The sequence below is a fragment of the Microbacterium sp. genome (assembly GCF_052099035.1).
GTDB lineage: Bacteria > Actinomycetota > Actinomycetes > Actinomycetales > Microbacteriaceae > Microbacterium.
This window is the reverse complement of sequence record NZ_JBQDSX010000003.1, coordinates 1-20,025: the sequence shown is the minus strand read 5'-3', so window position 1 is coordinate 20,025 and position 20,025 is coordinate 1. Positions and strand designations below refer to the sequence as shown.

The 20,025-nt window shown below is 66.2% G+C and carries 14 protein-coding genes, 2 tRNA genes and 1 pseudogene; 7 read left to right on the top strand and 10 right to left on the bottom strand.

Annotated elements, in window-relative coordinates:
• Positions 1-10: 10 nt before the first annotated feature.
• The 4 genes and pseudogenes from ACTIAO_RS01925 to ACTIAO_RS01910 form a co-directional block, all read left to right on the top strand.
• A pseudogene (locus tag ACTIAO_RS01925) lies at positions 11-391 on the top strand (TraM recognition domain-containing protein); the annotation flags it as partial.
• Between the two features lie 79 nt (positions 392-470).
• On the top strand, positions 471-989 hold the full coding sequence (locus ACTIAO_RS01920; RefSeq protein WP_087055032.1) for a single-stranded DNA-binding protein: 519 nt from the start codon (positions 471-473) through the stop codon (positions 987-989).
• Between the two features lie 389 nt (positions 990-1,378).
• Positions 1,379-1,900, top strand: a complete 522-nt coding sequence (locus tag ACTIAO_RS01915; protein ID WP_441904644.1) for a hypothetical protein — start codon at positions 1,379-1,381, stop codon at positions 1,898-1,900.
• On the top strand, positions 1,852-7,038 hold the full coding sequence (locus tag ACTIAO_RS01910) for a helicase-related protein (protein ID WP_441904702.1): 5,187 nt from the start codon (positions 1,852-1,854) through the stop codon (positions 7,036-7,038). The genes ACTIAO_RS01915 and ACTIAO_RS01910 overlap by 49 nt, the downstream gene beginning before the upstream one ends.
• Positions 7,039-7,105: 67 nt before the next feature.
• Here ACTIAO_RS01910 and ACTIAO_RS01905 read toward each other — a convergent pair whose 3' ends face one another.
• Positions 7,106-7,843: a hypothetical protein gene (locus tag ACTIAO_RS01905; RefSeq protein WP_441904643.1), complete on the bottom strand. Its 738-nt coding sequence runs from the start codon at positions 7,841-7,843 to the stop codon at positions 7,106-7,108.
• A gap of 292 nt (positions 7,844-8,135) precedes the next feature.
• On the opposite strand from ACTIAO_RS01905, the gene ACTIAO_RS01900 reads away from it, so the two are divergent.
• From ACTIAO_RS01900 to ACTIAO_RS01890, 3 genes are all read left to right on the top strand, one after another.
• Positions 8,136-8,723 (top strand): hypothetical protein, encoded by a 588-nt coding sequence (locus tag ACTIAO_RS01900; RefSeq protein ID WP_441904642.1) that lies wholly within the window; start codon positions 8,136-8,138, stop codon positions 8,721-8,723.
• A 516-nt stretch (positions 8,724-9,239) separates the two neighbouring features.
• Positions 9,240-9,644 (top strand): recombinase family protein, encoded by a 405-nt coding sequence (locus ACTIAO_RS01895; protein ID WP_441904641.1) that lies wholly within the window; start codon positions 9,240-9,242, stop codon positions 9,642-9,644.
• Positions 9,641-11,374: a recombinase family protein gene (locus ACTIAO_RS01890; RefSeq protein ID WP_441904701.1), complete on the top strand. Its 1,734-nt coding sequence runs from the start codon at positions 9,641-9,643 to the stop codon at positions 11,372-11,374. The genes ACTIAO_RS01895 and ACTIAO_RS01890 overlap by 4 nt, the downstream gene beginning before the upstream one ends.
• Here ACTIAO_RS01890 and ACTIAO_RS01885 read toward each other — a convergent pair.
• The 9 genes from ACTIAO_RS01885 to ACTIAO_RS01845 all read right to left on the bottom strand — a co-directional run bounded on the left by ACTIAO_RS01885 (position 11,331) and on the right by ACTIAO_RS01845 (position 19,871).
• Positions 11,331-11,407, bottom strand: a tRNA-Met gene (locus ACTIAO_RS01885). The two genes, ACTIAO_RS01890 and ACTIAO_RS01885, sit on opposite strands and share 44 nt — an antisense overlap.
• A gap of 34 nt (positions 11,408-11,441) precedes the next feature.
• Positions 11,442-11,513 (bottom strand) — tRNA-Thr (locus ACTIAO_RS01880).
• 50 nt (positions 11,514-11,563) lie between these two features.
• Entirely contained in the window at positions 11,564-12,955 is a 1,392-nt protein-coding gene (locus tag ACTIAO_RS01875) for a peptidoglycan DD-metalloendopeptidase family protein (RefSeq protein WP_441904640.1), read from the bottom strand.
• A 147-nt stretch (positions 12,956-13,102) separates the two neighbouring features.
• A complete protein-coding gene (locus ACTIAO_RS01870; protein WP_441904700.1) occupies positions 13,103-13,912 on the bottom strand; it encodes an inositol monophosphatase family protein in 810 nt (269 codons plus the stop codon).
• A gap of 50 nt (positions 13,913-13,962) precedes the next feature.
• Entirely contained in the window at positions 13,963-15,102 is a 1,140-nt protein-coding gene (locus ACTIAO_RS01865; RefSeq protein WP_441904639.1) for a hypothetical protein, read from the bottom strand.
• Positions 15,103-15,205: 103 nt separating this feature from the next.
• Entirely contained in the window at positions 15,206-16,003 is a 798-nt protein-coding gene (locus tag ACTIAO_RS01860; RefSeq protein WP_441904638.1) for an enoyl-CoA hydratase/isomerase family protein, read from the bottom strand.
• A 50-nt stretch (positions 16,004-16,053) separates the two neighbouring features.
• On the bottom strand, positions 16,054-16,548 hold the full coding sequence (locus ACTIAO_RS01855; protein ID WP_441904637.1) for an FBP domain-containing protein: 495 nt from the start codon (positions 16,546-16,548) through the stop codon (positions 16,054-16,056).
• Positions 16,549-16,557: 9 nt separating this feature from the next.
• Positions 16,558-18,918: an FdhF/YdeP family oxidoreductase gene (locus ACTIAO_RS01850; protein ID WP_441904636.1), complete on the bottom strand. Its 2,361-nt coding sequence runs from the start codon at positions 18,916-18,918 to the stop codon at positions 16,558-16,560.
• 80 nt (positions 18,919-18,998) lie between these two features.
• Positions 18,999-19,871 carry a bile acid:sodium symporter family protein gene (locus ACTIAO_RS01845; protein WP_441904635.1) on the bottom strand — a complete coding sequence of 291 codons (873 nt, stop codon included), beginning with the start codon at positions 19,869-19,871 and terminating at the stop codon, positions 18,999-19,001.
• Positions 19,872-20,025: the final 154 nt, after the last annotated feature.

Below are 20,025 nucleotides of genomic sequence, written 5' to 3'. Positions count from 1 at the left end.
CCGCCGACACCTCGCGCAGGCGCGGGAAAAATGGTCGGAGAACGCGGCGAACGCGATCTGGGATGCGTCGATCGTGAAGATCGTGCTCGGCGGGGCATCGAACAGCCGCGACCTGCACGACCTGTCACAGCTGGTCGGGGAACGAGACGAGGAGACCGACTCGGTGACCCAGGACGCCTACGGCGGGCACTCCTCGCAACGCTCGATCCGGCGGGTGCCGATCCTGCCCCCGGACGTGCTGCGCACGATGCCGTTCGGCACCGGGGTCATTCTGCTGCGCGCGGCCCGCCCGATCATCACCGACCTGCGCCCCTGGACCAAACGGGCCGACGCCGACGCCCTCAAAAAGGCCCGCAGCATGCTGGAATCACGGCTGCAACAAGGACAATGACGGCACCCCGGGGTGGGGGACGGCGGGCACCTGAAGATAACGGCGCGACACGGCGCCCGCACCTGTGAGGAGTTCCCCCATGTCCGATCTTCATGTCCAGCAGTCCCTGTCCGGGTTCATCGCCTCGGACCCGCGGCTGACGTACACGCGCTCCGGCGATGCCCGCTTCTACGCGAAGATCGGGCAGGAGCATTACCGACGCGAGACCGACGGGTCGTTCACGAAGCTGGAGACCACGTTCCACGACCTGGTGCAGTACCGGAAAGCCGCCGAGGAGGCGGCGGCTCGGTTCCAGAAGGGCGACTGGTTCCTCGCCGAGGGGTACGTCAAGACCTACACCTCCGCTCAGGGCACTGAGCAGGACGAGTTCGTGGCGAAGAAGCTCGGCCACGACACCGCCCGCACCGACTACGAGGTGACGCGGAAGGAGAGGGAGCCGTCGAACGCGGACAAGGCGACGACGATCGCCACTCAGCTACAGGCCGCGCAGGAGGCGACCGACCGTGTCGCAGGCACCACCGACCCCGCCCCCGCGCAGCCCCGTGCAACCGTCACCGGCGCTGCCCCCGTCCCGCAGTCCGAGACGGTCAGCCTCTGAGCTGTCAGCCCCCTGTGACCGCTGGTGGCGGCCTGTCGCTCCCCCGCCCCGTGCCGGGCCGCCACCAGCCTCCTCGTCCCCACTCGCATGGAGGTGAAAGCGTGCGCTCTTCGCTCTTCCGCCCGTCAACGGGCGAAGCCTCGGTGGCGCTGTCAGAGAGGCAGCGTAGTCTGGTGTCGTCCAGCCCGCTCCCTCACGGGGGCAGCTGCTGATGGCGCGACGCAAGCGTCTCGATCCTGCCCAGTACGGGCAGGTCGAACTCGATCTTTGGGGACTGGACGACACCGCTGCACAGGAAAACGTCACTGTCGGCGTCAACGCCCCCCAGGCGACCGCCCCCGCGGATACCGCGGGGGCGGGGTCGCCGCAGATCGAGGAAGGAGCAGACGATGACGCACTACCAGACCCTCGCCCAGCAACACTGGACCCGGTACGCCCCCGCCCGGGTCGCAGCGCTCCCGAACCCAGACGAGTTCTTCCAGACCCTGGGCCAGGAAGTCCACCACCAGGTGACCGCCCTGACAGTCCAGCTGGCGGGACCAGACGTGCCGGAGGAGAGCTACCTGGAGAAGGTCGGCCGGCTGAGCGCGGCACGCCTGCAGGCGGAGGAGTTGGTGCTGACGGAGCTGGTGTGGATCACCAGCCCCGAGACGACACCCGTCGAGGATCGGGAGGCGTGGGAGGCGGACCGGACCTCGGACTCCTGGCTGGCCTCGTGGGCGGAGAGGATCCAGGACTCCCGGGAGGATCAGACCCCCGCAACAGAGGAACTGACCGAGCTCGCCGCCCAGTGGATGCTCCCGGCGGTCTTTCTGGAGGCCCTGCTGGAAGCGGAGTTCCCCGCCCAGTACCTGACCGAGCAATCGGAGCTTCTGGCTCGCGCGGCGGATCGCCGCTACCTGAACCGGTAACTCCCGACCCGCCCACCCCGTCGCTTCTGGATGCGGCCGGTGGGCGGGCGTTCCGTCCGGTCTCGCAGGAGGATCTCGCCCCATCGGGGGCGAAGGCCCGCTTCGACGCGAACCTCGACGCGATCACGGTCGCACGCCGCCTCACCGCCGAGAACCGACCCGCGACGGATGATGAACGGCGGCGGCTTGCGCGCTGGTCGAGCTGGGGAGCGATCGCCCAGGTGTTCGACGAGACCAGCACCGACTGGACGCGCGAACGCAGCCTCCTCCGCGAGATGTTTGATGAGGCCGAGTGGCGTGCGGCGGAGCGCACAACCATCAACGCCCACTACACCGACCCCGCCTATGCGACCCAGATCTGGTCGGCGCTGAGCCGGCTCGGATTCACCACCGGTGACGTCCTCGAACCTGGCTCCGGCGCGGGCACCTTCATCGGACTCGCCCCCGACGGCGCACGGATGGTCGGGGTGGAGCTCGACCCGCTCACCGCAGCGATCTCCCGCGGCCTCTACCCGCACGCATCGATCCGCACGGAGTCGTTCGCAGACACCCGCATCCCCGAGGGGTTCTTCGACGCGACGGTCGGGAACGTGCCATTCGCAGACGTGACCCTGCATGACCCGGCGCATAACCCATCCGGGCATTCGATGCACAACCACTTCATCGTCAAAGCCCTCCACCTCACCCGTCCCGGCGGAGTGGTTGCGGTCCTCACCTCGCACTGGACGATGGACGCGCAAAACCCTGCCGCGAGGCGGGAGATGAACGAGCTCGCCGACCTCCTCGGAGCCGTCCGGCTCCCCTCCGGGGCGCACCGGCGCGCGGCAGGCACCGAAGCACTCACCGACTTGCTGCTCTTCCGCCGCCGCAACCCCGGCACCGAACCGGCCAGCGACATCTGGGAGATGGTCACCTCCGTCACGATCGATGGGGAGCGGGTGAAGGTCAACACCTACTTCGCCGACTACCGGCCCGACCATGTCCTCGGCGACCTCCACGTCGGACAAGGCATGTACGGCAACCAGACCCTCCGCGTCACCGCCGACCTCACCACCGTGTCGCAGCGCCTCAATGCGGCCCTCACCGACATCACCGCGTCCGCCGCCGAGCGCCGCCTGGTGTTCACCGAGCGCACCGCGGCGCAGGAGCAGGCCCGCGCTGCCCGCAAGCCTGCGGACCCGGGCCTGTTCGACGGGTCCATCCTCGCCAACACGGACGGTCAGTTCCGGGTCGTCGCCAGCGGCGAGCTCATCCCGCTACAAGTGCCGAAGTCCGCCACGACTGAGCTGCGGGCGCTGCTCACATTGCGGGACAGAGCGATCGGGCTCCTCGAACAGGAGGCCGTAACGAAGGAGGATACGACCGAGATCGATACGGCCCGGGCGCGGCTACGCGGCCAGTACGAGCAGTACGTGACCCGCTACGGGCCGCTCAACCGGTACACGCTGCGTCGCACCGGACGCACCGACCCCGGCACCGGGGAAGACACCTACGCCCGCACCACCCCCACACCGCTGCGGATCCTGCGCGGTGACCCGTTCGGGCCGCTCGTCGTCGCCCTGGAAGTGTTCGACGAGCAGGAGCAGACCGCGACCGGTGCCGGGATCCTCTCCCACCGGGTCGTCGCCCCCACCCCGCCGGTGCGCGGGGTGGAGTCTCCCACGGATGCGATCTCCGTGAGCCTGGACCGCACCGGCGGCATCGAGCTGCCCCTGATCGCCGAACTCCTCGGCACCGATGACACCGAAGCCCGCGCGGCTCTTGCGGGGCATGTCTTCGAAGCCCCCACGACCGGGGACCTCATCCACGCCCCCGAATACCTCTCCGGGAACGTCAGAGTCAAGCTCGACGCCGCCGAAACCGCCGCCAAGGAACGGCCCGAGCTGGCCGTGAATGTCACTGCGTTGAAGGAGGTGATGCCCGAGCCCCTCGGTGCGGACGACATCGCCGCCCGGCTGGGGGCGGTGTGGATCAGCGCCGACGTGCATCAGCAGTTCCTCCGCGAGATCCTCAAAGCGGCCGATGTGCGGGTGGAGAATCCGCTGCCCGGCATGTGGGAGGTCCGCGGGGGCCGTCAAGGGGTGCTCGCCACCAGCGAATGGGGTACCGAGCGCCGGCCGGCACCGGACCTTGCGCAGTCGGTGATGGAGCAGAAACGCATCCAGGTGTACGACGAGCACCGCGACCCGGACGGCACCACGATCCGCATCTTCAACCCTGTCGAAACCACCGCCGCGCAGGAGAAGGCCGACCAGTTGCAGGAGCGGTTCTCTGAGTGGGTGTGGGAGGAGCCCGAACGTGCCCGGGTCCTCACCGACGAGTACAACCGCCGCTTCAACAGCATCGTTCTGCGCGACTACACCACCGCCGGCGAATACCTCACCTTCCCCGGCATGGCGAAAAGCTTCACCCCGCGCCCGCACCAGCGGGCGGCGGTAGCACGAATGATCGCCGAGCCCGCCACCGGCCTGTTCCACGAGGTCGGTGCGGGCAAGACCGCGGAAATGGTCGCCGGCGTCATGGAGATGCGCCGCATGGGGCTCATTCAGAAGCCGATGGTCGTAGTCCCCAACCACATGCTCGAACAGTTCTCGAGGGAGTGGTTGCAGATCTACCCGCGTGCCCGTGTGCTCGCCGCCTCCAGTGGGGATCTCACCGCGGACCGCAGGCGGCTGTTCGTCGCGAGGGCTGCGGCAAGCGACTGGGACGGGATCATCCTCACCCAGGGGGCGTTCGCCCGCATCCGCGTCGACCCGGAGACCGAGCATCGGTACATCGAACGGCAAGTCGATGAGCTGAAGGTCGCTTACGACGCGGCTAAGGGTGAGGACCGGATGAGTGTGAAACGCATCCAGAAACGGCTCCTGCAGGCCGAGAACAAGCTCAAAGCGCTCGTGGACAGGCCGCGGGATCCGGGAATCACGTTCGAGGCGACCGGGGTGGACTACGTCGTCGTCGACGAGATGCACATGTACAAGAACCTCTCCACCGAATCCAACATCCGCGACGCCTCCATCGACGGTTCCGAACGTGCCAGCGACCTCCACCTGAAACTCGAATCCCTCCGCCACCGGGGACATGACCGGGTCGTCACCGGTGCCACCGCGACTCCCATCGCGAACTCCGTGACCGAGGCGTACGTCATGCAGCGCTACCTCCGCCCCGACCTCCTCGAAGAAGCCGGCCTCGGGCACTTCGACGCGTGGGCGGCAACGTTCGGGGAGACCGTCACCGAGATGGAGATGTCCCCCACCGGCAGCTCCTTCCGCCTCAAGACACGCTTTGCGAGATTCCAGAACGTCCCTGAGATGCTCCGGCTGTGGTCCGTGTTCGCCGATGTGAAGACCGCGGAAGACCTGAAGCTCCCCGTGCCGGAGATCGCGGAACGCGGAGATGGGAAGCGGGCCGCAGACACGGTTGTGATCGAACCCACCCGGGAGCTGCAGGCGTACATCGACGACATCGCAGCCCGTGCCGAACGCATCCAGAGCAAAGCCGTCCGCCCGGACGAGGACAACATGCTGAAGATCTCCACCGACGGCCGCAAAGCCGCCCTCGACGTCCGCCTCGTCCTCCCCGCCACCCCATCTGGCCCCTCCAAGGTGGATGTCGCCGCCGACATGATCCACCGCGTCTGGAACCAGCACGCCGACCGCTCGTTCACAGACCCCGCGACGGACGAGCTCTCCCCGGTGCGCGGCGGGCTGCAGCTGGTGTTCTGCGACCTCGGCACCCCGAACAAAGACCGCTGGAACGTGTACGACGAACTCCGCGCCCAGCTCCAGCAGCGCGGGATGCCTGACGGTGCGGTGCGGTTCATGCACGAAGCGAAGACCGACACCGACAAAGCACGCCTGTTCGCCGCCGCCCGCACCGGACACATCGCCGTCCTCGTCGGCTCGACCGAGAAGATGGGCGTCGGCACGAACGTGCAAGCGCGCGCGGTCGCGCTGCACCACCTGGACTGCCCGTGGCGGCCCAGCGACATCGCCCAACGCGAAGGACGAGTGATCCGGCAAGGCAACCAGAACGACGAAGTGGTCATCACCCGGATCGTCACCGAAGGGTCGTTCGACTCGTACATGTGGCAGGGCATCGAACGAAAAGCGCGGTTCATCGGGCAGATCATGCGCGGCAGCCTCGACGTCCGCGAAATCGAAGAGATCGACTCCGCAGCCCTCTCCGCCGCCGAAGCCAAAGCGATCGCCTCCGGCAACCCGCTCATGCTGGAGAAATCCATCGCGCAGAACGACTACACGAAACTGCAACGCCTCGAACGCGCCCACTCCCGGAACCAGTCCATGCTGCATCACACCAAGTCCCGCGCCGCAGAGATCATCGACCACGCCCAGCGCGACATCGCAGCGCTCACCGCGGCACTCCCCCGGATCCGCGACACCAGCGGCGACCGCTTCCAGATCACCATCAACGACCGCCACTACGACTCCCGCGTGGACGCCGCCGAAGCCGTCGCCTACTGGGCGCGCGGTCAGAACATCCAATACCTCTCCAACTACGCCGAACGCGACCTTGGACGACTCGGCTCCGTCTCAGGGCTCCAGATCCACGCCCGCGCGTCCGCGAGCTTCGGGACCGTGCAGGTGCACTTCTCCCTCGAGAACCTCCCCCGCACCAGCTTCGGGCTCCCCCGCGACCAGATCCTCTCCCCCACCGTCGGCCTGATACAACGCCTCGAGAACCGCGCCTCCCAACTCCCCGCCATCATCGATACACTCAGCAACGAAATCCGCCAAGAGCAGGAAACCTTCGACGAAGCCGAACAGCGCATCGGCGTCCCCTTCAAGCACGCGGAAGCACTCCGCGCCGCGCACGCGCGGCTGGATGAGATCGACGCCAAGCTCGCTGAACTGAGCGAACCAGCACCAGGCGCGACCATGCCAGGTGGCGGCGCCCCAGACCCAGCCGTCATACATGCCCCGGCAGGCCGCGCCGACGCGTCAACTCCGAGCGTGCGTGCACCGTTCGACAAGCAGGACGTGCGCGATTATCGGCCGTCGCTGGGGTCGCGCGCCGACCCCGCCCCACATCCAGCTCCCGATCCACAGGTCTCGGTGACGGCTCTCCTCCGGGACATGGTCCACTCCCCGGACACATCCAGGGATGGGCCGTCCTTGTAGCGGAACGGGACGACCGGGTTCCGGCGAAGTGTCTTCGCTGTCGGTGCGCGCGGGGGCGTCCGGCCTATCATGCGTCGGTAGATGGTTCCCCGGCGATGTAGTCGCTCTTGAGAGCCTCGAGCATCTGCTCGCCCTCCGCCGGGTCCAGTTCTCCTGCGCTGACACGGTGGATGATCTCCCGCGACGACTGATAGGCATCGAGGGTTGCGAACCCGTGGATCACGGTCCCGGCCGGGATCGCCACGCACCCGTAGTCCGCAGTCGGCGGCGGATAGTTATCCGGCAACGGCTCGATATCGTCCGGCAGGGGAACCACCGGCGGCAACACCGGGAGGCTCAGGGCGGCTGACAATACGGCGTCGGCTTCGGCGCGGCTCAGCAGTCCGCGGTTCGCGGCGTCGGTGATCGCCGGTACGAGTGAGGTGGTGTCGTCCATGGCGGAAAGCAGTTCCAGCATCTTCTCCCTCGTGCCGCCGACCTCGTACCCGTTCTCCAGGCGCCGCAAAATGTGCCCGATGCCACCTCCCGGCTCCGCGGTCGGCAGACGCCCCACGCTCTCCATCACCCACGAGTCGTACCGGGCCGGCGTGATCCGCCCGGTCTGCACTTCGATCAGGCGCTGCACCATCTCCCTATCCGGGAACGGCCCACCCAGGTAGCCCATCGTGAGGCTCTGGACGATCACGTGTCGCATGTCGGCAGTCAACGGGTCAAGCAGATCAGCCAGGTACGCGTCGGCATACTCGGCGATCGTCCTCGGCAATCCAGGAGGCCATGTCGATTTGTCCGGCGGCGGTTCGATCATCCCCGACCCCCATCGTTCTGCGGCGTTCACGTCGACGACACGGTAGTCGAAGTCGACGCTCCCTGTTCGCGTTTTCCGCGATCTGAATCGGTCACCGGCCCCACCTCCTCGCCCGCCATCACGCGGCTGGCTGACCCCTCTATTTTACCGAGCACCTCCGACCTTCGCCCCAGGCTGATGCCCTCAGTGGCCATCCCAGGGGCGAGGATTCCCCCGATCGTTGGGGGCACTGTGGGGTGGGAATGAGAGGGCACCTCTGCGTGTAGCGACAGTAATCGGAGGAGGCGGCAGCATGGACGACGAAGGCTTCGACCCGGACGACATTCCCGAGCTCGACCAGCCCGAACCTGAGCCCGTCGGCCCTCGCAGTGCCCCGGCTGAGGAGCCCTCGTTCACTGCCCCGGCGCCTCCTCCGGCGCCGATCAACTGGAACCTGCTGTCCGCACGGGAAGCCGAGCACGAGTGGCTGCAGCTCAACGGGTGGGTGAACTGGCTCCGCGCGACCTACGGCCTGCCCGCGGCGATCATCCCGCCCATGTGGCACCGGCACTGGGAACTCATCTGGGAACTCTCCGCCCTGCACACCCACTGGCTCACCTGCTACCACCCCACCCGGGACGGCTCCGCCCCGCTGCTGTGGCACGCGGACTTCGCCGCCGCCTGCAACCGGCTCCGCAACTGGGTCACCATCAACGGCACGAAACTCCAATACGACAGGCCAACTCGGCAAACGGTCTGGCCCGGTGAAGACGCACGAGAGGAAGACGACCAGGAGACACGCATCGACGATCGCGATGCCGACTTCGTCGAGTTCGCCGTCGCCGATGTCCGCGCTCGGGAAGCCAAGGAAGCCGCACGAGAAGCTCGCGGCAGCGGGTAGATCGCTCGCAAACACTATGCGCTCTCACCAGCGCTGCGAGCCTGGACCCTATCCATAGCACTGTCCACGGGCCGCATCAGCGTGCGCCTACTCGCCCCACAGAACCCAACCCGACACACGACCGACGCGAGCGCAGCCCAGGAGATGATCATGCCCCGCCAACACCGTCCGACCGAGCAATCCTGGCGCGTCCGTACGGATCCACACGATGAACCGGACCTCGACAAACTCTCGCAGGCGCTAATCCGTCTCGCTGGACAACGTGCCGACCGCGCTCGCCAGGATCACGGCAGCAGCTCACCATCCACAACACCTCTCTCCCCCGACTTCCGGCGAGAGGCGGAGGAAGACGGATATAATTAAATGGCCGCACCTCTGGCGACGCCGGGTGCGGAGCGTGACCTTGACCGGCTTGACCGGTCCCACTGGCCTCGTGGAAAGGGGCCAGGCCTTCGGGTTGTCTTCACACTCTCCGCATATCGGTGCGGTCATCCTCACCGAAGAGAGAAGACAACCATGAGCGACAACTCTGCTGCTGAGTCCGCCATCGGATACCTACGGACCGCTCGGCGCGACGCCTGCGACCACTTCGAGGTCATGCACAAGGCCATCGAGAAGTACGCCTCACGCACCGGCTACCGTCTTGAGGCTTCGTTCCATGACGATGGCGTATCTGGGATGACGACTGCTGACAGGCCAGGCATGGATGCCCTCCTGCAGCACGTGCTCCTCCACGATGTCCGCATCTGCATCGTCAACGACGTGGGACGCATCGCCCGTTCTTGGCCAGCGTTCTTCACCATCGTCGAGGAACTGCACCGTTGCGGCGTCGACGAGGTGCATCTCGCCGTGGACATCGATGCAGGTGAGACTCCGAAGATCCTGAAACTGGCTGAATTCGCACGGACAGCAGACCGATGAAGACCCGGGCGATCTTGATGCCAGAACCTCCGTCGGGGGTCGATGCACGGGCGATCACCTACTTGCGCGTGTCCACGCGGGAGCAAGCGGAGAAGGGAGGTACCGACGAGGGGTTCTCCATCCCCGCACAGCGTGAAGCCAACCACCGGAAGGCGGAATCGCTGGGCGCCCGGATCGTCAAAGAGTTCGTGGACGCGGGCGAGTCCGCCCGCAAGGCAGACCGTCCCGCGCTGCAGGAGATGATCGACTACGTCAAGACCCACCGGATCTCGTACTGCATCGTTCACAAGGTCGACAGGCTCGCACGCAACCGCGCCGACGACGTCACCATCCATCTCGCGCTGCGTGAGGCCGGCGTCATGCTCGTCTCCGCGACGGAGAACATCGACGAGACGCCGTCTGGCATGCTGCTGCACGGCATCATGTCCTCCATCGCCGAGTTCTACAGCCGGAATCTCGCCACCGAAGTCACCAAGGGTCTCGTACAGAAGGCCTCTACGGGAGGCACTCCCACCAAAGCTCCGATCGGGTACCTGAACGTCCGCAAGCGCGACGAGGTCGGTCGCGAGCTCCGCACCATCGAAATCGACCCCGACCGCGCCCCGCTAGTCACGTGGGCGTTCCGCGCATACGCGACCGGAGACTGGAGCATCACCCGCCTGCGCGACGAGCTTCGCGCGCGTGGCCTCGTCAGTCTCCCCACACCGAAGCGTCCATCAAAGCCGCTCGGAAGCGGCTCACTGCACCGCATGCTCAGCAACCCGTACTACAAGGGCGATGTCGTCTATCGCGGTGTCACCTACAACGGCGCGCACGAGCCGATCATCCCACCCGAGGTCTGGTACCAAGTACAGACAGTGATGCGCGCGCATTCCTCCGCTGCCGAATGCACCCAACGCCACGACCACTACCTCAAAGGCAGCATCTACTGCGGACAGTGCGGCTCCCGCCTGATCGTCCAGCACGCGCGGAGCAAGACAGGGACGATCTATCCGTACTTCATCTGCGCAGGCCGCAACTCACGCCGCACTCCATGCACCCGTCGCGCCGTGCCCATCGAGTTGGTGGAGAAGCTCATCACCAACCACTACAAGACGATCCAGGCCACACCAACAATGAAGCGCACGCTTCGGGCCCGGATCGATGACGACTTCGACAAGCAGCATGCTGCTTCCACACAGGAACTCGCCGAGCTCACACGAACCCGTGACCGACTCACCCGCGAGCAAGACAAGCTGCTCGAACTGCACTTCGCCGACGCCATCGACATGAACCAGTTCATCCGCCAGCAGGACCGCATCCGCGATGAACTCGAAGTGGTTCGCCAGCTGATCACGGAACGGCACTCCGAGTACCAAGACACCAAGGAATATCTCGCGGACACCGTCGACTTTCTCGAGAACTGCCATGCCCTATACAGCCTCAGCGACGACGTCGGCAAACGCCTGTGCAATCAGGCGCTGTTCCGCAAGATCTACATAGACAACGACGACGAGATCCGTAGCGACCTCGCCCGTCCTTTCGAGACGCTCGTCGACGTGGCAAAGGGGATCGAACCCAGCCGCCCCACCCCGACACCGGAGCGACTGCAGAACCCATCCAACCCCTGGCAGCACCCAGCCAAGACCAAGGAGGACCCGAGTTCCATCCTTGATCGTAAGGTCGTGGGTTTCAGCCTTATCAATTTGGTAGCAGGAGCGGGGCTTGAACCCGCGACCTCACGATTATGAGTCGTGCGCTCTCACCAACTGAGCTACCCTGCCGCACTGCATCTCGCCGATGAAAGCGAATGCTGCGAGCCCCGACCGGGATTCGAACCCGGGACCCCTTCCTTACCATGGAAGTGCTCTACCACTGAGCTATCGGGGCGCTGTCACCCGTGAAGGCAACCACACGAGAATACCATCACTTCGGCGTTCTCACGAAACCGGGGAGACCCCGTCGTAGCGACCGGCGTGCTCCTGCAGCCACGGAAGAGGATCGATGGTCGCGCCATCGACGATCAACTCGAAATGCATGTGCGCGCCGAACGAGCGACCGGTGTTTCCGACCTTGCCGATGATGTCGCCGACCTCGACGACATCGCCCGCCTCAACCTGCAGCGAGTCGTACTGCATGTGCGAGTAGTGACTGGTGATCAGCTCGCCGTCGATCATGTGATCGATGTAGACCGTCACCCCGTAGTTGCCACCGGATTCGGTCGCGATGCGAACCTTCCCGCCAGCGATCGCTTGGACGGGAGCGCCGCTCCCTGGAACCAGATCGAGGCCCTCGTGCAAGCGTCCATCGCGCACGCCGTACCCGTAGCTCATCCCGACACCCACGATGAACGGCCATTGGATCGCGGCATCCGGATCATTCGTGTACACGGAGCTCGAATACGTGATGCCCTGCTCCGTCGCAAGATCGATCAGTGATGCCGTGGAGAATCCTTCAGCACGCCGGATCTCATCGTTCTGGAAACCCGACGACGCCACATACGCCTGGATCTCGTCATCTCCGGCCGATGATCCGGACTGCTTGGATGCTGCAACGAGCGAGGTCGATACGTGGAACTGTCCACTCTGCGCTATGGCTACTGCTCCAGCCGGCACCGTCATGGACACGGCGAGCATCCCCGCGATCCCCATGATGCCGACAGTCGCGCCCACCGCGAACAGCATGCCTCCCCTGCGCTCCCGCTGGGGTGTTCGATACGCCCCGGACGGGAGCCTCTCGCTGTAGTGCGGCTTCTCCTCGGCGGGAATCGCCATGCAGATCGGCTGGTCGCCGGTCGCCGACCGGAACGCTCGGGATGCCGTGTCGAACGCATCCACGTCAGCGACAGTCGCGGTTGGCTTCTCAGACACGACCGGCACAACCGTGACGGCCGGCTCGATCACCACGGCCGGCACAACCGTCACGGCCGTCACTGCCGGCACAACCGACGCCCCGGGCACCGCGGGCGCATCGGGCACCGCGGTCGCATCGGGCACCGCAGGCGCGGCGGTCACCGTGGTGTCGGCGGCTTTCTGCGTAGCCGCCCACTCGACGATCATCTGCTCGATGCTGGCCTGCTTCGCGGCTTCCCGCCGGATGCTCGCCCGCGTGGTTCTCGGTGCAGGTTCGTTCGCTTCGGCATGCTCGCTCTGGGGCTGCTCGATCGCCGGCTCATCCGCAACCGTCGCGGCCAGCTGGCGTTCACGAAGCGCACGCCGTGACAGCGGAACCGTCGGAATGTCGGCCGGGGCTGCCAGCGTCGTCGCGCCAACGAGGGATGATTCCGCGGTCTGCTGGCGCCGCGAACGTCGCGTCAGCGCAGGCGCGGGCATAGGCGCACGCATACCTAGGGGGGAATCGAGGGGCAAAACAGAACTCTCGGGCACTCGTCAGCGGGGGAGCTCCTTCACATCGATTGTGAAGGTAACGAATAGAAGAACTTTAGCTTGCCAGCGACGGGAACGTCATGGCTATCGCCGTCATTTCTCGGTATCGAGAACCTGCGAAAGTCGAGCATGCAACTCCGGCCCAGCCGCGACCAGCATCGGACGAGCGGATGCCGTGTCGAACCGGCTCACGATGCCACCGGCTTCTTCCACGAGCAGCGCGCCGGCGGCGAGGTCCCACGGGTTCAATCCGCGTTCGAAGTAGCCGTCCAAGCGCCCTGCTGCGACGTAGGCGAGATCGATCGCAGCCGATCCCATGCGGCGAAGATCGCGCGCCAGAGGCATCACCCCTCGCACCGTTGCCAGATCGCCATCGTGGGTTGCCGGGTCATAACCGAATCCCGTTGCCAACAGTGCTCCTGCTGGCGTCTCCGTGGTGACCGCGAGCCGCTGACCAGCCAGCCACGCCCCACCGCCCCGGGATGCGGAGAAGAGCTCGCCGAGCGCCGGCGCGTACACGACAGCCGCGAGCGCTTCCCAGCGATCGGGGTCGACGTCCCCGCGCACCGCTGCGATGCTGACGCTGTAGCCGGGAATACCGTACGCGTAGTTCACCGTGCCATCGATCGGATCGACGACCCAGGTCACTCCCGTGGTGCTCTCGCCAACACCGGATTCCTCTCCCAGGAACCCGTCGCCGGCACGCTCGGCCTGCAGCCGGGACCGGATGAGAGCCTCGACCTCGCGGTCAGCCTCGGTAACGATGTCAGCCAGCGTGCTCTTGGTCGCCGCGAGTGAGACGCCCGCGGCGCGGCGCTCCCGGGCGAGAGCACCCGCTTCGAGGGCGATAGCTGTGGCGAGCCCGAGCAGCCGTGCGGGCTCGCCCGCACTCGCACCGCTCACGGGTACGGAGTTGCTCGCGGGTACGGAGTTGTTCACGGGTACCGACTCGCTCACGGGCGCGGTGCCGGAGGCGGAGGCGGGAAGGCTCCCGGTGCTGGTGGCGCCGTCGGCGGTTGCTCCGGGGCGGCAGGCTGCTGCTGCTGCTCGGGCACAGGCGGAACGGGCGGCTGAGTCTGCTCCGGCACGGGCGGAACGGGCGGCTGAGTCTGCTCCGGCACGAGCGGGACGGGCGGCTGAGCCTGCTCGGGCACGAGCGGGACGGGCGGCTGAGCCTGCTCGGGCACCTCGGGCTCGGTGGCCTGCGGTGCTGACTGCGGGGCATAAGGCGCGGCGGAGTCCTGCTCCGGCACCGTCGGGAACGTCGCTTCTCGCGTGTAGTACTTCTGCACCGGAGCCTGTTGCGTGGGGATGCCGGTGTAGTACGCGTTCCAGTCCGGAGATCCATCTGCGAGCACGGGGAGCGGAGTCACGCCGTCGCCATAGGTCGGCCACTGCTGCGTCTGCGGAGCCGCGAAGGTCGCCGGAGCCGCAATCGCGGGAGCGTATCCCTGCGCGACTGGGTGCTTCTTCGGAGCGAACAGCGCGTTCAGCAGCGGGATGAGCATCGTCCCGACGGCCGTCAGGATCGCCAGGGCGACGACGATGCGCCAGTACAGGTCGCCGTACATGAACGTATCCGGAAGCGTGAGATAGATCACGAGCATCAGTGCCAGCAGCACGAGCATCGCGATGGTGACGTAGTAGATCACCCGCGTGAAGGTCGTCACGTACCGCTGCGCGGCAGGAGTGAACAGACGCACATGCAAGAGCGCGAGCTGCAGCACGCCCACGATCAGGAGCAGCATGAAGAATCGGCCGACGCCGGACGCGTACTCATACGGCTGTTCGGGCAGCCAGATCTTGATGGCACCGGCGATGAGCGCGACGATCCACGTGATCATGCTCGCCAGTGCCAGCCAGTCCGGACGACGAGGTGCAAGGCCCGCCTCGAGGATCGCGATTCCGGCGAACGCGGCAAGCAGCAGAATCGTGAGGAACGCCCGGCCGATCAGGCCGTTCTGGTCTCCGATGAGCACCCAGATCACGCACACCAGCGCGGCCGCGATCAGCGCGCCGATCGCGATCCAGATCGCTCCGCGGATCAGCAGCGAGCTACTGGGCTTCGATCGTTCTTCTTTGACCTCTGACATGGAGTTCCCCTCTTCGGCCGGTCGTGCTCTTATCCTCGCACGCAGGCACCGGCTCGCACCGGGGCGTCACCAGTTCTGTGAGTAAGTCCGCCCTGTGGAGAACTCAGCGCGCCTTCTTCGCCGACGCTGCAGCGAACGCGGCAACACGCGCCTTGGCATCGGGGGTGTCGAATGAAGCACCGATCGAACGCGCCTCTTCGGCGAGTTGGTCCGCAAAGCTGCGGGCAGGCTGCGAGCGCACGAGACGCTTCGCCTGGCCATACGCACCGGCCGCTCCAGCAAGCCAGAATCGGGCGATCTCCTCGGCACGTGCGCGTACACGGTCGGCCTCGTCCGCAGCATCCGCTCCGCTGACGATCTCGGCGACCAGCCCCCATTCGAGAGCCTCTTCGGCGCTGAGCAGGCGATCCTGCAGCAGGAGCTGCAGTGCGCGGCGCTGGCCGACGGCATCCGCGAGGTGCGCCGAGACCGAAAGGTCGGGGGTGAGACCGATGTTCGCGTACAGGCTGCCGATCTTCGAGCGTCCGCCGACGACGGCATAGTCGGTGCAGAGCAGGATGCCGAGACCGCCGCCCGCCGTCGTGCCGTGGGCTGCCGCCACCACAGGGATTGACGACTCGGTGAGCGCCCGGATCCCCTCGTTGATGACGCCGGCGAGTTCCGTGAGCGGACCGCCATCGCCCATCGTGGTGGCCATCTCGATGACATCTCCGCCTGCGCAGAACGCGGGTCCGGCAGCGTCGAGCATGATCGCGCGCACGTCATCTCGTGATGTCGCCTCGGTCGTTGCATCCCGCCACGCTCGAGCAAGGTCGGCGTTGAAGGCGTTCAGCCGAGTGGGACGATTCAGCGTGAGGCGCGCAAGCCCCTCATCGATCGACAGCAAGATGGCATCACTCATGGGCATTCTCCTTCGAAGCGCGGACTCTGCCAGCCTAACGGCGTGCGAGGTCAGTCCTTCTCCTCTTGTATGCGTGCGACAAATCGCTCCATGCGTCGACGCGTGCCGTCCAGCCGGACATCGACCTGTCCCTCGGCGCGGATCTCGTTCGGGGCGAGCGGATGCGCCAGTCGCACGTTCTCGTGGCAGGAGAGGTCCGCGCACATGTACGTGCCGATGCTGTCGCCGCGGAGCCCGGCCGGGCCCGCGCGGCGCGCCGAGAACAGGGCGACCTGGTTGCCGGGCTGCATCGAGTGGCAGATGTTGCACATGCCCGATCGAGCACGACCCGCGTCACTCGCACGCAACACGATCCCGACGGTGCTGCCGCCGATCTCCACGAGAACGCAGCCGCGCTTGCTGGATGCCGGGTCGCGCCATGCGAGGAAATCGTGGAAGTCCCAGTCGACGAGGATGAAGTCGTGCGGCATCTCGATCATGCCCAACTCGTCGTCTGTGGCGTTGATGAACGACGCACGGACGTCGGACTCGGTGAGCGCTCGCATCGCCCCAGTCTATGAAGCCTTCACTGCCGGAGCTGCCGAAGCTGACGGGGCCACCCGGATGTTGATGCTCTTCATCAGCGGCTGGTCGCTCTGCGCGCTGAAGTCATTCGGGCCGATCAGCACGTTCATCTCCGGCATGTACCCGGCCGCACTCCCCCGCGGCAGGTCGTACGCGATGGCACGGTACTGGTTCAGCTGGCGCTGGGTACCATCCTTCGACGTCGCGACGATGTCGACGAAGTCGCCCGTCGCGATGCCGCGCTCGCGCATGTCGGCCTCGTGAAGGAAGATCAGCTCGCGCAGGTTCTTCACACCTCGATAGCGGTCGCTTGACGTGTAGATCGTCGTGTTCCACTGGTCGTGCGAGCGCATGGTCTGCAGCACGAGCATGTCCTCCGCGGGCGGCCGGACGTCGTGCAGCGGCGCCGGTGAGAACATCGCACGGCCGCTGGGGGTGCGGAAGCCCCGCTCGCGTGCCGGCTGCGGAATGCGGAATCCGGTCGGCGTCGCGACGAGCTCATTGAAGCCCTCGAACCCGGGCAGCACCTGGGCCATGACGTCGCGGATGCGCGCGTAGTCGGCCACGTACGACTCCCACGGGATCGCACTGTCAGGAGTCGTCGCCCGCGCCATGCGCGCGATGATGTCGGGTTCGGAGAGCAGATGCTCGGATGCCGGCTTTCGCCCTCCGACTGACAGATGCACCATGCTCATCGCATCCTCGACGGTCTGGCCCTGTCGGCCAGCGGCCTGCTCGTCGCGTTCGGTGCGCGCCAGGCAGGGCAGGATCAGCGCCCGGGCGCCGTGCACGATATGGCTGCGATTGAGCTTCGTGCTCACCTGAACCGTGAGTCGGCAGCTGCTCATCGCCTCGGCGGTGAAGACCGTATCCGGGGCGGCGGTGACGAAGTTGCCGCCCAGTCCCACGAACACCTTCACGGCACCGGCGTGCATCTGGTGGATGCTGCCGACGGTGTCGAGTCCGGGCTGGCGCGGAGATGTGATCCCGCAGACCTCGTCGAGCTTGTCGAGCAGCCACGCGGGCGAGTGGTGGTTGATGCCGCAGGTGCGGTTGCCCTGCACGTTGCTGTGGCCGCGGACGGGTGCGGGTCCGGCGCCCGGACGACCGATGTTGCCGCGCAACAACAGCACGTTGACGATCTCGCGCACCATGTCGACCGCGTGCTCGTGCTGACTGATGCCCAGGCACCAGCTGACGATCGCCTTGTCGGCCTTCAGATAGATCGCGCCCGCGGCGCGGATCTGCTCCTCGCTCAACCCGGATTGGATCACGAGGTCGTCCCAGCTCGTGGCATCCACCAGCGCGCGGTACTCCTCGAGTCCCTCCGCATAGCGCTCGAGGAACGCAGCATCCAGCACCGCGGCATCCATTTCTGCCGCCTCGAAGACGACCTTCGCGATGCCGCGCATGAGCGCCATGTCTCCCCCGGGGCGCACCTGCAGGTCGAGCGTTCCGGTCTCGTGTGTTTTGAACAGTGCCATATCGACGAAGTCGTGCGGCACGGTCGTGCGACGGGATGCCGCCTCGATGAGTGGGTTCACGTGCACGACCTGCGCGCCGTTCTTGACGGCGTCGGACAGCGCCGTCAGCATCCGTGGTGCGTTCGAGGCGGCATTCACGCCGAGCAGGAACAACGCGTCGGTCTGCTCCCAGTCCTCGACGGTCGTGGTTCCTTTTCCCGAACCGATGGATGCCGTGAGCGCACGACCGGATGCCTCGTGGCACATGTTCGAGCAGTCCGGCATATTGTTCGTGCCGTACTCGCGGATCATCAGCTGGTACAGGAAGGATGCTTCGTTGCTGAGCCGGCCCGATGTGTAAAAAGTGGCCTCATCGGGGCTGTCGAGTGCGCGTAGCTCGTCGCCGATCAGCGCGAACGCGTCGTCCCAGCTGATCGGCACGTAGCGGTCGAGCTCGGCGTCGTAGACCATCGGCTCCGTGAGCCGCCCGGCGTTCTCGAGGTCGTAGTCGGTCCACTCCGCAAGCTCGGTCACGGTGTGCGCCGCGAAGAAAGCCGGCCCAACGCGTTTGTGGGTCATCTCCCACGTGACGTGCTTCATCCCGTTCTCGCAGATGTCGAGCTTCAGGCCCTTCTGGTCATCTGGCCACGCGCAGCCCGGGCAGTCGAAACCCTTGATCGGATGGTTCATGGTGAGCATGGCCCGTGCGCCACTGACGGGCTGCTTCTCGCGCAGCAGCACCTGTCCGACCGAGAGCGCAGCGCCCCAGGCCGCGGAAGGATGCGTGTAGTCCTCCTGCGACCACGGCTTCGTCGTGATCGGCCCGTACCCGCCCTGGCGCGGCACCGCCGGCATCAGGCCGAAGGCCGTCCCTGGATTCTCGCTCACGCAGGTCTCCCCCGTCTCCCTCGACATACCGTGGATTCGGCCAGCTTAGCCGTCCGCGAGAGAGCAGAGTCGGGTGCCGCTTATGCCGTTGCCACCGCAGCGGGGGTGCGGTCGCGGATGAGTGCTCCGAACCCGAATGCGATGAAGAACATCAGGACGCCGTACACCGCGGCAGGCAGGCTCAGCTCGACCGATCCAAGAACGGTCTGCGCGATCACGATGGCCAGCGTGGCGTTGTGGATGCCGATCTCGAACGACGTCGCGATCGCCTGTGGGCGGTCGATCTTCAGCACGCGCGGCACGATGTATCCGATCGTGAGGCTGATCAGACAGAAGAGGATCGTGATCAGTGCGAGCTCCGCGAAGTTCTCGACCAGCAGCGTCCAGTTGGATGCCACGGCGCCACCGATCACGACGATGAGGATGATCACGCTGGCGATGCGCACCGTGCGGTCCATGGCTGCCGCGAACTTCGGCCAGAACTTTCGCACCAGCATGCCGACCGCGACCGGGAGCAGCACGATCGCGAAGACCTCGAGCGCCTTCGACCACTGGAGCCCGAGCTGGTCATCGAACGGGTTGAAGTACATGATCGCGAAGTTCGTGATCACCGGAAGTGTGATGACAGCGATCACCGAGTTCACTGCGGTGAGCGAGATGTTCAGCGCAATATCACCGCGGAAGAGGTGGCTGTAGAGATTCGCCGTGGTCCCTCCCGGGGAGGCCGCGAGCATCATCATTCCCACCGCCAGCACGGGAGGCAGCTGGAACAGCAGCACCAGCCCGAAACAGATCGCCGGCAGCAGCACGAGCTGGCACAGCAAGGCGACGAGCACCGCCTTCGGCTGCTTCAGCACGCGTGCGAAGTCTGCCAGTGTGAGGCTCAGGCCGAGACCGAGCATGATGATCCCGAGAGCGACGGGTAGTCCGATGGTGGTCAACGCTGATCCCATGAGACTGAGTATTACATGAACTGGGGCTCAGTACCCCGCGTCGTCCGAGGAACGACTGAGGGCCCCCGCTGCGCGGAGGCCCTCAGATCAGTGGTGGCGAGTACTGGATTCGAACCAGTGAATGCGATGCAGGCTGATTTACAGTCAGCTCCCT